The organism is Enterobacter cloacae complex sp. I2, from assembly GCF_014896205.1.
In the GTDB taxonomy this organism is placed as follows: Bacteria; Pseudomonadota; Gammaproteobacteria; order Enterobacterales; family Enterobacteriaceae; genus Enterobacter; species Enterobacter quasihormaechei.
In genome coordinates, this window is the sequence record NZ_JADBRA010000021.1 from 50,195 (window position 1) to 62,410 (window position 12,216).

Genomic DNA, 12,216 nt, shown 5'->3' on the forward strand with positions numbered 1-12,216 from the left:
CCTTCTGAATCGGGGGGTTTGATCGGGTCTGGTGCGCAGCATGCTTACCCGGCCTGTATATTTAGCTGGCCGGGTATGACATGAAAGGGGGTTCGCTTTTTAACGCTTGCGCACATCCGGAATAATTAAATCCCCACGCAGCACGTACGACCCCAGCATCTGCGTTTTTTCATTCAGCCAGGTCACGATGCGCGCCGCCATGGCGTCCATGGAATACTCAATAGCCGGGATCACCGGGATACCCGGCAGATGCAGCGAACCGGCCAGGCTAAAGACCATGATGTCTTCCGGTACCGATTTATTAAACGCCTGAAGCTGCGGGATCACCCGCTGGGCTTCCTGCTCGTCCGCCACCAGCAGCGCGTTGAAGTTCAGCGTGGACGCGTTGTTGAGTAATTCCTGAAGCGCAACGGACGACGAGGTCGCGTCCATAAACACGAGGTTGCGATTAAAGGGCAGGAAGTTTTTCTCAAGCGCGTGCTTGTAGCCCAGCAGCACCTGGTCAGCGAATCCGCTGCCGTGCGGGTGGATCAGGGCAATCTGGCGACGCCCCTGGCTGGTGAGGTAGTTACACGCCGTTTCAGCCGCGAACGCGTGATCAAACTGAATGCTGTTGGCGTTATCGGCCTCCATGCAGTCGACCAGAATCACGTTGTCCATGTCGACATCCAGCGGGAAACGCGCGCCAATCACCAGAATGTCATCACATAAGCCGCAGGAGAGTTCTTCAAGGGCGTTCATCACTTCTGTTTTGGTGTGCGCGAAACGCAGCAGCAGGTGTTTCTGATGCTGGCTGAGGTGCTTTTCCAGCGCGTACAGGTAACCGGTGGTCTGGTTAATGTTCTCCTGCGCGCAAATCACCCCAATGCAGCCCGTCGACTGGCTGAGCAGCGACTGGGCAATCACGTTAGGACGATAGTTCAGCTCATCCACCGCTTTCAGCACAGCCTGACGGCTGGCTTCCTTAACGCCACGCGACCCGCTCAACACCCGTGATACCGTGGCTTTGGACACCCCGGCCAGACGTGATACATCGTTGATTGTAGACATCTTTCTCCCCTGTCAGACGCAACTGGCGCCTGTAATTTCCATCACCGCTACGGCTCACATTATAGCCAGAACGGAGTATATCCGTTTCCGTTTTCCATGGAAACCGATTTTCCGTTTCCACTCAAATTGATGTCAAAACAGCCAAATTATGTGACCCACATCCAGTTAATAAGCCCCATAAGCAGGGGATATTGATGGTTGTCACACTTCTGTCTTTTATGAATGGAAACCGGTTTCCGTATCATGTCCAATCATCCTCGCAATAACTTTTTACATTTTGAGGATGGTTGTCGATGTTCAAGATTATGCTGTGCTGCTCTGCCGGGATGTCCACCAGCCTGCTGGTCAGCAAAATGGTCGATGTTGCAAAAGAACGGGGCTTGCCCGTGAAGATAGATGCGTACGGCGTATCCGAATTTGATACGCAGTTTCCGCACTATCAGGTGGTACTTCTCGGACCGCAAGTGAAATACATGTTAAAGACGCTTTCAGACAAGGCAGCGACGCAAGGCATTCCGGTGCAGCCCATCGACATGATGGACTATGGCATGCAGCGTGGCGATAAAGTACTGGACTATGCTCTGTCGCTCATCGAAGCGGCACACTAAAAGGTGTTCACATGAGTTCGTTATATCAATCTATGGTCGCGGTCATTGAGCAATCAATTACCCCGCTGGCCGCGAAGCTGGGTCAGCAAAAGTATGTGATTGCCATCCGCGACGGCTTTACCGCCGCGCTGCCGTTCATGATCATCGGCTCGTTTATGCTGGTGTTTATCTTCCCGCCGTTCTCAGCGGATACCACCAACAGCTTCGCCCGCGGCTGGCTGGACTTTTCCGAGACCTACCGCGAACAGCTGATGCTGCCGTTTAACCTCAGCATGGGGGTGATGACGTTCTTTATCTCGGTGGGGATTGGCGCGAGCCTGGGACGTCAGTTCAACCTCGACCCGGTGATGTCCGGCCTGCTGGCCTTTATGGCTTTCCTGCTGGTCGCCGCGCCGTATGCCGACGGGAAGATCTCCACGCAGTACCTCTCTGGTCAGGGCATTTTCAACGCGCTGATCACCGCGATTTACTCTACCCGCGTCTATGCGTGGCTGAAGCAGAACAACGTCACCATCCGTCTGCCGAAGGAAGTGCCGACCGGCGTGGCGCGTTCGTTTGAGATCCTGATCCCGGTGATGGTGGTGATCGGTACCCTGCACCCGCTGAACCTGTTCATTGAAGCGCAGACCGGCATGATCATCCCGCAGGCGATCATGCACCTGCTGGAGCCGCTGGTATCCGCGTCTGACTCCCTGCCCGCGATTCTGCTCTCCGTGCTGCTGTGCCAGATCTTCTGGTTTGCCGGTATTCACGGGTCGCTGATTGTCACTGGCATCATGAACCCGTTCTGGATGGCGAACCTCTCGGCAAACCAGGCGGCACTGGCGGCGGGCGCAGCGCTGCCGCACGTTTATCTGCAAGGCTTCTGGGACCACTACCTGCTGATTGGCGGCGTAGGCTCAACCCTACCGCTGGCGTTCCTGCTGCTGCGCAGCCGCGTTACGCACCTGCGCACCATCGGCAAAATGGGCGTTGTGCCAAGCTTCTTTAACATCAACGAACCGATTCTGTTCGGCGCGCCGATCATCATGAACCCGATGCTGTTTATCCCGTTTGTGTTTGTTCCGCTGGTCAACGCCTGCCTGGCGTACGGCGCGACGAAGCTCGGCTGGCTGGCGCAGGTGGTGTCATTAACCCCGTGGACCACCCCCGCGCCGATTGGCGCCTCGTGGGCGGCGAACTGGGCGCTCAGCCCGGTGGTGATGTGCCTCGTCTGCATGGTGATGTCGGCGCTGATGTACCTGCCGTTCCTGCGCGCCTACGAGCGTACGCTCATCAAAAACGAAGAGCAGAAAGCGCAGGCTGCAACCGTGGGTGCCGCTGAAGCCACAAGCAATTAAGTCAAAGAGGAAGAATCATGAAATACGCATTTCCCGATAACTTCTGGTGGGGCAGCGCCAGCTCCGCTCTCCAGACCGAAGGGGCAAGAGTGGGGGAAACCACGTGGGATTACTGGTTTGCCCGCGAGCCGAACCGTTTTCACAACGGCGTGGGGCCGCAGCAGACCTCCACGTTTTATCAGCACTGGAAAACGGATATTCAGCTGTTAAAACAGCTGAACCACAACAGCTTTCGCACCTCGATTAGCTGGGCGCGCCTGATCCCCGACGGTATCGGTGAAGTGAACCCGGAAGCGGTCGATTTTTACAATCAGGTCATTGATGAGCTGAATGAACAGGGCATCACGCCGTTTATGACCCTGTTCCATTTCGACATGCCGATGGCGATGCAGGAGACCGGCGGCTGGGAAAACCGTGACGTGGTGGACGCTTACGCCCGCTATGCGCAGATTTGCTTCGAGCTGTTTGGCGATCGCGTGCTGCACTGGTTTACCTTCAACGAGCCGATTGTGCCGGTAGAAGGCGGTTATCTGTACGACTTCCACTACCCGAACGTGGTGGATTTTCGTCGGGCAGCGATCGTGGCCTATCACACCGTACTGGCCCACGCGAAGGCGGTTCAGGCCTACCGCGCCGGGCATTACGCGGGGGAGATCGGCATCGTGCTGAACCTGACGCCGTCCTACCCGCGCTCGCAGAACCCGGCGGACGTGAAGGCCGCGCACATCGCAGACCTGATGTTTAACCGCAGCTTCCTTGACCCGGTCCTGCGCGGGGAATATCCGGCGGACCTGGTGGCGCTGCTGAAAGCGTATGATCAGCTGCCTGCCTGCAAGCCGGAAGACAGCGCGCTAATTGCGGAAGGAAAAATCGACCTGCTCGGCGTGAACTACTATCAGCCGCGTCGCGTGAAGTGTCGCGACAGCGCGGTGAACCCGCAGGCGCCGTTTATGCCGGAGTGGTTCTTTGATAACTACGAGTTGCCGGGCCGCAAGATGAATCCGTACCGCGGCTGGGAAATCTACGCGCCGGGTATTTACGATATTCTGGTTAACCTGCGCGACAATTACGGTAACCCTCGCTGCTTTATTTCGGAAAACGGCATGGGCGTCGAAAATGAACAGCGCTTTATTGAAAATGGTCAGATTAACGATCAATACCGCATCGAGTTTATTTCAGAGCATTTATCGTGGCTGCACAAAGGGATTAGCGAAGGGTGCAATTGCCTTGGCTACCATATGTGGACGTTTATTGATAACTGGTCGTGGTGTAATGCGTATAAAAACCGCTACGGTTTTATTCAGCTCGATTTAAAGACGCAGCAGCGCACCATGAAGAAAAGCGGCGAGTGGTTTGCCGCCACCGCCTTAAATAATCGCTTTGATAAAGAGTAAAGATGATGATCGCATTAGAAGAAGCCGTAATGGAAATTATCGTCAACGCCGGACAGTCCCGCAGCCTGTGCTTTGAAGCGCTGCACGCGGCGCGTCAGGGTAACCTTGATGAAGCCAAAAGCCTGCTGCGCGAAGCCGACGGCTACGCGCGCCAGGCGCACAAGATGCAGACCAAACTGATCGAGCAGGATGCGGGCGAAGCCCGCCAGCCGATGACGTTAATTATGGTGCACGCCCAGGATCATTTAATGAATTCCTTATTAGCGCGTGAATTGTCTGAAGAAATCATTCATTTATATCAGAGATAGTCTATGGCGAAATAAGTACTGTAATACCTCTGTACCCTAAATAGAGATCCACTTGTTCTGATGATAGCGACATACTCTGTCAGATCGGAGCGGGATGGTTATTGTCTGAATAAAATTAAACTATATTGAGATAACCATGAATACGATTAAAAAACTTCCATTAACCATGGCGGTTATCGCCGCGCTGTGCCCAATTTCCGTCCTCGCACAAGAATTTACCCAGGAGCAAATCGACGCCATTGTGGCCAAAGCGGTGGATAAAGCCCTGGCCGAGCGTCAGGCCAAAATGGATGCGGCGGTCGCGAAAAAAGCGGACGTCATCACCGAGCCGCAGAGCGCGGCGCAGTCTCCGGATATGGCGATCCCGTTCGGGGTGAAATTTACCGGCTACGCCCGCTACGGCGCGCACTTCCAGGCCGCCGATCAGAAATACGTGGCGGTGGACGGCTCCTACAACGGCGCATCCGCGATTGGTCGTCTGGGTAACGAAGGCAACGGCGGTGAATTCCAGCTCTCCAAGGCCTTCAAAGGGGACAACGGTGCCATCTGGGACATCAACGTGATGATCGACCACTGGGGCGACGAAGTTAACCTGAAGAAAGCCTACGCGGGCGTGACCAACATTATGGCCTCCAACCCGAACGCCTACTTCTGGGCCGGTCGTGACTTCCACCAGCGTCCGCAGCAGGGCATTAACGATTACTTCTGGATGAACCACGACGGCCAGGGCGCCGGGGTGAAGAACTTCGACATTGGCGGCGTGCAGTTTGACGTGGCCGCCGTGGCGGCGGTCGAATCCTGTAGCCCGGAAGTGATGGAAGACGAAGCCAACCCGTCGCGCATCACCTGTACCGGCGGTTCCGGCACGGGCGATAAGGGCAACTACGCCGCGACCTCCAAAATTCACGGCATGAAGCTCGGCCCGATCGACATGGAGCTGTACGCCAACTACGGCTTCGACTCTAAAGCCGTTGAGAGCGACGAACGCCTGAACGCCTGGCAGGGCGGCGTGGTGCTGAGCCACACCAACGAAAGCGGCGTGAACAAGGTGATCGCCCGCTACTCCGATAACGCGGACAACAGCGTGTTCAACAAAACCGAAGATCTGACCACGGTCTACGCCAGCTTCGAAGGGCTGTATAAATTCACCCAGGCCACGCAGGTGGAGTACATCCTCGCCTTCCACGACTATGACAACAGCCGCGATGACGCCGACAACCGCAAGAACTACAACGCCATCGTGCGCCCGATGCACTGGTGGAACGACGTTCACTCCACCTGGCTGGAAGCGGGCTGGCAGCACGTTGATTACGACAACGGCGGCGACAACAAGGGCTGGAAGCTGACCCTGTCGCAGAACATGTCTATCGCCATGGGGCCGGAGTTCCGTCCGATGCTGCGCTTCTACGTCACCGGCGGCAAGGTGGATAACGAACGCACCGCGCGCATAAATAATACCAAAGACGAAACGCTCGACGACTTCAACGTCGGCGCGATGTGGGAGGCGTGGTTCTAATACAGTGCCGTTTGTTTCGCCCGGCGGCGCTGCGCTTGCACGGGCCTACAAGGTTTTGTAGGCCGGATAAGCGTAGCGCCATCCGGCAAGATCCCATGTTATGCTACAAAAAAACCAACATAACAGGGGAGAACATGGGTTCCACACGCAAAGGGATGCTCAACGTCCTGATCGCCGCCGTTTTATGGGGCAGTTCCGGCGTTTGTGCGCAGTACATCATGGAGAAAAGCCACATTTCTTCGCCTTACCTGACCATGGTTCGCCTGCTGTTTACCGGCGTGATCCTGCTGACGCTCTCCTTCGTTCACGGCGACAAAATTTTCTCGGTCATCAAAAACCGCAAGGACGCCCTCAGCCTGCTGTTTTTCTCGCTGGTCGGCGCGCTCACCGTGCAGCTCACCTTCCTGCTGACGATTGAAAAATCCAACGCTGCTACGGCGACCGTGCTCCAGTTCCTGTCGCCGACCATTATCGTGGCGTGGTTCGCCCTGGCGCGGAAAACGCGTCCCGGCGTGTTTGTCCTGTCCGCGATTTTCACGTCGCTTGTGGGCACCTTCCTGCTGGTGACCCACGGCGACCCGACCTCGCTCTCCATCTCCCCTGCCGCGCTGTTCTTCGGCATCGCCTCGGCGTTTGCCGCCGCGTTTTACACCACCTATCCGTCGACGCTGATCGCCCGCTACGGCACGCTGCCCATTGTCGGCTGGAGTATGTTGATTGCGGGACTGATGCTGACGCCGTTCTACGCCGGACGCGGAACAACCTTCGCCATCGACGGCGGCCTGCTGCTGGCGTTTTTCTACCTGGTGGTGATTGGCACGGCGCTGACGTTCAGCCTGTATCTGAAGGGCGCGCAGATGATCGGCGGGCCGAAGGCGAGCATTCTGAGCTGCGCCGAGCCGCTGAGCAGCGCGCTGCTGTCGGTGGTGTTGCTGGGCGTGGCGTTCACCCTGCCGGACTGGCTGGGGACGCTGTTGATTGTGTCGTCGGTGGTGCTGATTTCGATGGATTCGAGAAGACGGGTGAAGGCATCGGCATGATCTACGAATAATAATGATAGCGGCACATTAAAATAGTGAGAGCGCTATCCGACACCCCGTAAACCAGACGGTCAGTATCATTGATTCGGCGGGACCAGTATCCGGAAAGGTTACCTTTAAGCGGTTCCGGCTTACCCAGGCCATCGAAGGGTTGACGCTTCGCATCTTCAATCAATTTATTGATTCTGCGAAGCGTTTTCTTATCCTGCTCCTGCCACCACAGGTAATCATCCCAGCCGTTATCAGTCCAAATCAGTAGCCTGGTCATCTATCAAATCCCTCTGCGTGGTTTTTCCGGTGTTGACCTGTGCGATTGACTCCATCAGTCGACTGGCGTTGGCAGGCGAACTCATCAGATGGATGGTTTCCATCATCGAGTTGTAGTGCTGTAAAGACATCACCACCGCATCCCCCCCGTTTCGGCGGCTGATGATGGTGGTCTCCACGTTGTCATTCACGTCGTCCAACACATCTTTGAGTCGGCTTCGTGCTTCGGTAAACGTCACAACCTGCATATTTCCTCCTGTACAAGTTACGGTACAAGTATATCGATAGGGTGACTATTAATCAATCAGCGCGCCTTAACCTTCCCCGCCACCAGCAGCGCGGTCAGCAGCATCAGCGTGCCGGAAATCACCAGCGGTGACGTCAGCCCCAGATGGTCGAGCGCCACGCCGCCCACCGCCGCGCCGCAGGTGTTCGCCAGCTGGATCACTGCCACCTGAATCGACCCGGCTTTTTCCGCCTGATCGGCAAGCGAGCGGGTGATCCACGTCGACCAGCCCACCGGCACCAGCGCAAACGCAAAGCCCCAGACGATCGCAATCGCCGACGCAACCCACTTATCGCTGCCCCACAGCACCAGCACCGCAGCACTGATCGCCAGCACCAGCGGCGCACCCGCCAGCGCCACCTTCAGGGAGCGCTTCAGGAACGGGGACGACAGCGAGGTGCCGACGAAGCTGGCGATACCAAAGCTCAGCAGCACCAGCGTCAGGCCGTCCACGTCAAAGCCCGCCATGGTCATATAGACCGGGCGAATATAGGTGAAGAAGGCAAACTGCCCGGCAAAGGCCATGAAGATGGCGGTCATCCCCGCCAGCACGCCCGGACGCTTGAGCAGCGCGAACATGTTCTGTTTGTGGTGCGCCGCTTCGCCCGGCAGGGACGGCAGCGCTTTCCACACCCAGATAATGCACAGCACGCCCATCACCGCCGCCGCGTTAAAGACGTTACGCCAGCCGATAATCCCGCCGAGGAAGCTGCCCAGCGGCGCGGCGATCACCAGCGCGATGGAGACCGCGCCGAAGATAACGGACAGCGCTTTTGGCACGGTGCGCGCGGGCACCAGGCGCATGGTCAGCGAGGCCGACATCGCCCAGAAGCCGCCTAATCCCAGCCCCAGGCAGGCGCGACCCAGCAGCAGCAGGGTGAAGCTTTCAGCGAAAGAGACCAGCAGGCAGGAGAGCGTCAGCAGCACGCTGAACAGGATGACCACTTTACGACGGTCAATGGTGCCAATCGCCTGGGTGATAAACAGGCTGGCGAACATCGCCACAAAGGCGGTAACGGTGACGGATTGCCCCGCCACGCCTTCGGAAATGCCCAGATCCTGCGCCATCGGCGTCAGCAGGCTGACCGGCAGAAACTCAACGGTGATCAGGCAGGCGACGCAGAACGCCACGGAGAAAACCGCCGACCAGTTGGGGCGTGAAACCTCGCTGGTCTGCGGTCTGGTCGAGGGCTGGATATGTTCTGTCATGGCATCACCTGAAGATAAAAACGTGCGGAAAAGTCGCGCAGTTTATCATCAAAAGTGTGACGGATTTAACGATTTGACAACTTTTCTTGCATCGCCGCATTCGCCAGCCCGACGATCCACTCCTGGTGCCCGTTAATCATCGGGTTCGGCACGGTGCGAGCAAGCTCCTGTGCAGGCACGCCTTTCTGCGATTCCTGCGTCAGAATGCGCACGCGGTTTCCCGGAAGATCTTCAAACAGCCAGGCGTGGATCACGTCCAGACGAGAATTCGCATCCCCTTCCACCCAGCCGTGCCAGGCAATGCGCGCAGCTTCACCGTCCGTCGGCGGAACATACTCCGTCACCTGCGCTTCAACCGGGAAGCCGAAGGTGGTGAAGCGAAAGCGGGCGTTAGCGCTCAGCGCCGGGCCGCTGCCGTCGTGAAAACGAATGTCTTCCGCATTGCTGTAGTAGCCCGGCCAGAGGAAGGTGTCGTTGAGCTGCGCCCAGACTTCTTTCGCGCTCAGCCCGGCAACAATGATTTCGTTAGATGCAAAGTTATCGGTGGTACCCGGCAGGTAGTCGTTCGGCCAGATAATGGCGGATTGTTTCATGGTTCACCTCATCAGTTAGTTGATGAGGTGATGGTGCCCCCGCGAGTGGTATAAATCTAATGACGATGCTTTATACTCTTCATCACGATTCGTGATATCAGTGCAGATAGAATACTCCCTCTTCCGGCAGGAAGAGCTGGTTGTAGCGCAGCTGGAAGGCGTTAAGCTCCTGCGGATCGGGCTCTATTTCGCGCATAAAGCCGAGCGCGAGGCGAATCTGCGCATCGGTAATGGGTGCGACCAGACGGGCTTTACGCAGCATACGGTGCCAGGTATGCAGATTTTCTTCGCTGCCATCGACGATGCAGACCTGCCAGATCAGTAGCACCTGCGCGGCATTTTGCAGATGCGCCTCGTCGGGGCGTTCAAGGTAGCGGATAAACTCATTGCCCGGCGTTTTACCGAACTGGTCAATCATCGACTCGACCGGCATCGGGGTGATCCCCAGCCGCTCGCTTAAACGTTTGATGGCGCGGCGGGAGTCTGAGGTCAGGACACGAAATCCAACCACAAACACCACGGCAAGCGTTGCCAGCATTATCCAGACCATGCGTTCTCCTTAGACTAGCCGCTCATCATAGCGGGAAACGCAGCGCGTCGACAGCGGGCAGCGCCATAATAGTGAACGGAAAAGAGGTGGAAAAACGTCATGAAAGCGGATCTGCGCACGCTGGATCTTAACCTGCTGAAAACGCTGGATGCCCTGCTGGACGAGCGCAGCGTCACCCGCGCGGCGGGGCGTCTTGCCCTGACCCAGCCTGCGGTGAGCGGCATGCTCAACCGCCTGCGGGATTACTTTGACGATCCGCTGTTTATTCGTGCGCCGCACGGGATGGTGCCAACCACGCGCGCCGAAGCATTAGCCGCTCCGGTAAAGCGCATTCTCGCTGATATCGACATGCTGCTTCAGCCCGTGGCGTTTGACCCTATCACCGCAGCGCTCACCTTCACCCTCGCCGCGACTGACTACGCCCTGCGTGCGGTCGTCGTACCCTTTATCGCCGCCCTTAAGGTGCAGGCTCCCTCTGTCCGCGTGCGCGTCGTGCCCGTGGAACCGGGTCGCCTGGTCAGCCAGCTTGAACAGGGCAGCGTTGACGTGGCGCTGATCACTCCGCACACCACGCCAGATGAGCTTCACAGCCGTGCGCTTTATGATGAACGGTATGTTTGCATGATGCGTGCCGACCATCCGGATGCCGGAAAACCAATCACGTTAGACCGTTTTTGCGCCCTGGAGCATGTACTCGTCTCTTACGAGGGCGATGGTTTTCGTGGCGTAACGGATAGCGCGCTGGAGAAAATTGGCCGCATGCGGAACGTGGGGTTATCGGTGAGCAACTTTTTGGTGCTGCCGGACGTGCTGGCCCTCAGCGATATGATTGCCGTCGTGCCGTCACGCATCGCGGAAAACCAGACGGGGATGTTCGTCTGCGAGACACCGATTCCCGTACCCGGCTTTACCAAAAGCATGGCCTGGCACGGCAGAACGCACCGTAACCCCGCGCAGGCGTGGCTGCGCGGGCTATTGCTGGAAACCAGTCAGCGCGCCTGAAGCCCTTTCAGCAGCGCCTCGTGGAAGCGCTCAGGATCCTGCATCTGCGGCGCGTGGCCCATGTCGTTAAACTCGACCAGCGTCGCGTGCGGAATGCGCTTCGCCGTCTCTTTCCCCAGCACCGCATAGTTGCCGAGCGTCTTGCGGATCTCCGGCGGGGCGAGGTCTTTCCCGATGGCGGTGTTGTCCTTAGTGCCGATCATCAATAATACCGGCATCTTCAGGTTGCTAAATTCGTAGATAACCGGCTGGGTGTAGATCATGTCGTAGAGCAGCGCCGAGTTCCACGCCACGCGCGCTTTACCCGGCCCGTTGTTCAGCCCGGCAAGCATGGTGACCCAGCGTTCGTATTCCGGCTTCCACTCCCCGGCGTAGTAGGTATTTTTCTCGTACTGACGAATGCCGTCGGCGCTGACCTTCAGCTCGCGCTGGTACCACTGGTCAACCGTGATATGCGGCACGCCGCGGGCTTTCCAGTCTTCCAGGCCTATCGGATTCACCATCACCAGCTGCTCTACCTGCTGCGGCCACATTAGCGCGTAGCGGGTTGCCAGCATGCCGCCGGTCGAGTGGCCGATAACCGTCGCGCGATCGACGCCAAGCGATGTGAGCAGCGCGTGGGTGTTGTCCGCCAGCTGCTGGAAGGTGTACTGATAATGGTCCGGCTTGGTGGATTTACAGAAGCCGATCTGGTCGGGTGCGATCACGCGATACCCGCTGGCCGACAGCGCGCGGATCGTGCCGTCCCAGGTGCCGGCACAGAAATTTTTGCCGTGCATCAGCACCACGGTACGTCCGTTGGGTTTTTCCGGCTTCACGTCCAGGTAAGCCATATCCAGAGGCTGGTTTTGCGAGGTAAAGGTAAAGTGTTTTACCGGCCAGCCGTAGTCGAAACCTTCCAGCTTCTCGCCGTAGGTGGGGGCATCCGCGGCCATTGCGGGGGACGCCAGCGCCATCAGCAGCGCCAGGCAGGACAATCGTCGGGTTAACATGCAAGCTCTCCGTTAGCAAAAGGGGCTAAGGCTGCACGAAAGGCGGCAGCAAAAAACACTG

The 12,216-nt window shown here is 57.6% G+C and carries 14 protein-coding genes; 7 read left to right on the top strand and 7 right to left on the bottom strand.

Annotated features, from left to right (window positions below):
• Positions 1 to 99: 99 nt before the first annotated feature.
• Positions 100 to 1,050: a LacI family DNA-binding transcriptional regulator gene (locus IM300_RS17855; RefSeq protein WP_063452081.1), complete on the bottom strand. Its 951-nt coding sequence runs from the start codon at positions 1,048 to 1,050 to the stop codon at positions 100 to 102.
• A gap of 293 nt (positions 1,051 to 1,343) precedes the next feature.
• On the opposite strand from IM300_RS17855, the gene IM300_RS17860 reads away from it, so the two are divergent.
• The 6 genes from IM300_RS17860 (at position 1,344) to IM300_RS17885 (ending at position 7,256) form a co-directional block, all read left to right on the top strand.
• Positions 1,344 to 1,658, top strand: coding sequence for a PTS sugar transporter subunit IIB (locus tag IM300_RS17860; protein ID WP_045336018.1), 315 nt, complete (start codon positions 1,344 to 1,346; stop codon positions 1,656 to 1,658).
• An 11-nt stretch (positions 1,659 to 1,669) separates the two neighbouring features.
• Positions 1,670 to 2,998 carry a PTS sugar transporter subunit IIC gene (locus tag IM300_RS17865; protein ID WP_193037643.1) on the top strand — a complete coding sequence of 443 codons (1,329 nt, stop codon included), beginning with the start codon at positions 1,670 to 1,672 and terminating at the stop codon, positions 2,996 to 2,998.
• 17 nt (positions 2,999 to 3,015) lie between these two features.
• Positions 3,016 to 4,392, top strand: a complete 1,377-nt coding sequence (locus tag IM300_RS17870) for a glycoside hydrolase family 1 protein (RefSeq protein WP_193037645.1) — start codon at positions 3,016 to 3,018, stop codon at positions 4,390 to 4,392.
• A gap of 5 nt (positions 4,393 to 4,397) precedes the next feature.
• Positions 4,398 to 4,700, top strand: a complete 303-nt coding sequence (locus IM300_RS17875) for a PTS lactose/cellobiose transporter subunit IIA (protein WP_014168006.1) — start codon at positions 4,398 to 4,400, stop codon at positions 4,698 to 4,700.
• Between the two features lie 136 nt (positions 4,701 to 4,836).
• Positions 4,837 to 6,216, top strand: a complete 1,380-nt coding sequence (locus IM300_RS17880; RefSeq protein WP_193037647.1) for a carbohydrate porin — start codon at positions 4,837 to 4,839, stop codon at positions 6,214 to 6,216.
• A 134-nt stretch (positions 6,217 to 6,350) separates the two neighbouring features.
• On the top strand, positions 6,351 to 7,256 hold the full coding sequence (locus tag IM300_RS17885; RefSeq protein ID WP_063452078.1) for an EamA family transporter: 906 nt from the start codon (positions 6,351 to 6,353) through the stop codon (positions 7,254 to 7,256).
• 1 nt (position 7,257) lies between these two features.
• Here IM300_RS17885 and IM300_RS17890 read toward each other — a convergent pair whose 3' ends face one another.
• The 5 genes from IM300_RS17890 to IM300_RS17910 all read right to left on the bottom strand — a co-directional run bounded on the left by IM300_RS17890 (position 7,258) and on the right by IM300_RS17910 (position 10,161).
• Positions 7,258 to 7,524 carry a Txe/YoeB family addiction module toxin gene (locus IM300_RS17890; RefSeq protein ID WP_041911701.1) on the bottom strand — a complete coding sequence of 89 codons (267 nt, stop codon included), beginning with the start codon at positions 7,522 to 7,524 and terminating at the stop codon, positions 7,258 to 7,260.
• Positions 7,499 to 7,771, bottom strand: a complete 273-nt coding sequence (locus tag IM300_RS17895) for a type II toxin-antitoxin system Phd/YefM family antitoxin (protein ID WP_080329782.1) — start codon at positions 7,769 to 7,771, stop codon at positions 7,499 to 7,501. Before IM300_RS17895 ends, IM300_RS17890 begins: the two co-directional genes overlap by 26 nt.
• Positions 7,772 to 7,827: 56 nt before the next feature.
• Complete coding sequence (gene nepI / locus IM300_RS17900) at positions 7,828 to 9,018, bottom strand: purine ribonucleoside efflux pump NepI (RefSeq protein WP_193037649.1); 1,191 nt, start codon at positions 9,016 to 9,018, stop codon at positions 7,828 to 7,830.
• Between the two features lie 65 nt (positions 9,019 to 9,083).
• On the bottom strand, positions 9,084 to 9,611 hold the full coding sequence (locus IM300_RS17905) for an SRPBCC domain-containing protein (RefSeq protein ID WP_193037651.1): 528 nt from the start codon (positions 9,609 to 9,611) through the stop codon (positions 9,084 to 9,086).
• 97 nt (positions 9,612 to 9,708) lie between these two features.
• Positions 9,709 to 10,161: a DUF1198 domain-containing protein gene (locus IM300_RS17910; RefSeq protein ID WP_131637326.1), complete on the bottom strand. Its 453-nt coding sequence runs from the start codon at positions 10,159 to 10,161 to the stop codon at positions 9,709 to 9,711.
• A gap of 99 nt (positions 10,162 to 10,260) precedes the next feature.
• On the opposite strand from IM300_RS17910, the gene IM300_RS17915 reads away from it, so the two are divergent.
• Positions 10,261 to 11,163 (top strand): LysR family transcriptional regulator, encoded by a 903-nt coding sequence (locus IM300_RS17915; RefSeq protein WP_193037653.1) that lies wholly within the window; start codon positions 10,261 to 10,263, stop codon positions 11,161 to 11,163.
• On the opposite strand, the gene IM300_RS17920 is transcribed toward IM300_RS17915, so the two are convergent.
• Positions 11,151 to 12,155 carry an alpha/beta fold hydrolase gene (locus IM300_RS17920; protein ID WP_193037655.1) on the bottom strand — a complete coding sequence of 335 codons (1,005 nt, stop codon included), beginning with the start codon at positions 12,153 to 12,155 and terminating at the stop codon, positions 11,151 to 11,153. The genes IM300_RS17915 and IM300_RS17920 overlap by 13 nt on opposite strands.
• Positions 12,156 to 12,216 lie beyond the last annotated feature (61 nt).

Bases quoted from the DNA above. Each gene is read 5' to 3' on its own strand.
- IM300_RS17910 (WP_131637326.1), bottom strand. From the start codon at position 10,161: ATGGTCTGGATAATGCTGGCAACGCTTGCCGTGGTGTTTGTGGTTGGA.
- IM300_RS17875 (WP_014168006.1), top strand. From the start codon at position 4,398: ATGATCGCATTAGAAGAAGCCGTAATGGAAATTATCGTCAACGCCGGA.
- IM300_RS17890 (WP_041911701.1), bottom strand. From the start codon at position 7,524: ATGACCAGGCTACTGATTTGGACTGATAACGGCTGGGATGATTACCTG.
- IM300_RS17870 (WP_193037645.1), top strand. From the start codon at position 3,016: ATGAAATACGCATTTCCCGATAACTTCTGGTGGGGCAGCGCCAGCTCC.
- nepI (WP_193037649.1), bottom strand. From the start codon at position 9,018: ATGACAGAACATATCCAGCCCTCGACCAGACCGCAGACCAGCGAGGTT.
- IM300_RS17855 (WP_063452081.1), bottom strand. From the start codon at position 1,050: ATGTCTACAATCAACGATGTATCACGTCTGGCCGGGGTGTCCAAAGCC.
- IM300_RS17865 (WP_193037643.1), top strand. From the start codon at position 1,670: ATGAGTTCGTTATATCAATCTATGGTCGCGGTCATTGAGCAATCAATT.
- IM300_RS17880 (WP_193037647.1), top strand. From the start codon at position 4,837: ATGAATACGATTAAAAAACTTCCATTAACCATGGCGGTTATCGCCGCG.
- IM300_RS17915 (WP_193037653.1), top strand. From the start codon at position 10,261: ATGAAAGCGGATCTGCGCACGCTGGATCTTAACCTGCTGAAAACGCTG.
- IM300_RS17860 (WP_045336018.1), top strand. From the start codon at position 1,344: ATGTTCAAGATTATGCTGTGCTGCTCTGCCGGGATGTCCACCAGCCTG.
- IM300_RS17905 (WP_193037651.1), bottom strand. From the start codon at position 9,611: ATGAAACAATCCGCCATTATCTGGCCGAACGACTACCTGCCGGGTACC.
- IM300_RS17920 (WP_193037655.1), bottom strand. From the start codon at position 12,155: ATGTTAACCCGACGATTGTCCTGCCTGGCGCTGCTGATGGCGCTGGCG.
- IM300_RS17895 (WP_080329782.1), bottom strand. From the start codon at position 7,771: ATGCAGGTTGTGACGTTTACCGAAGCACGAAGCCGACTCAAAGATGTG.
- IM300_RS17885 (WP_063452078.1), top strand. From the start codon at position 6,351: ATGGGTTCCACACGCAAAGGGATGCTCAACGTCCTGATCGCCGCCGTT.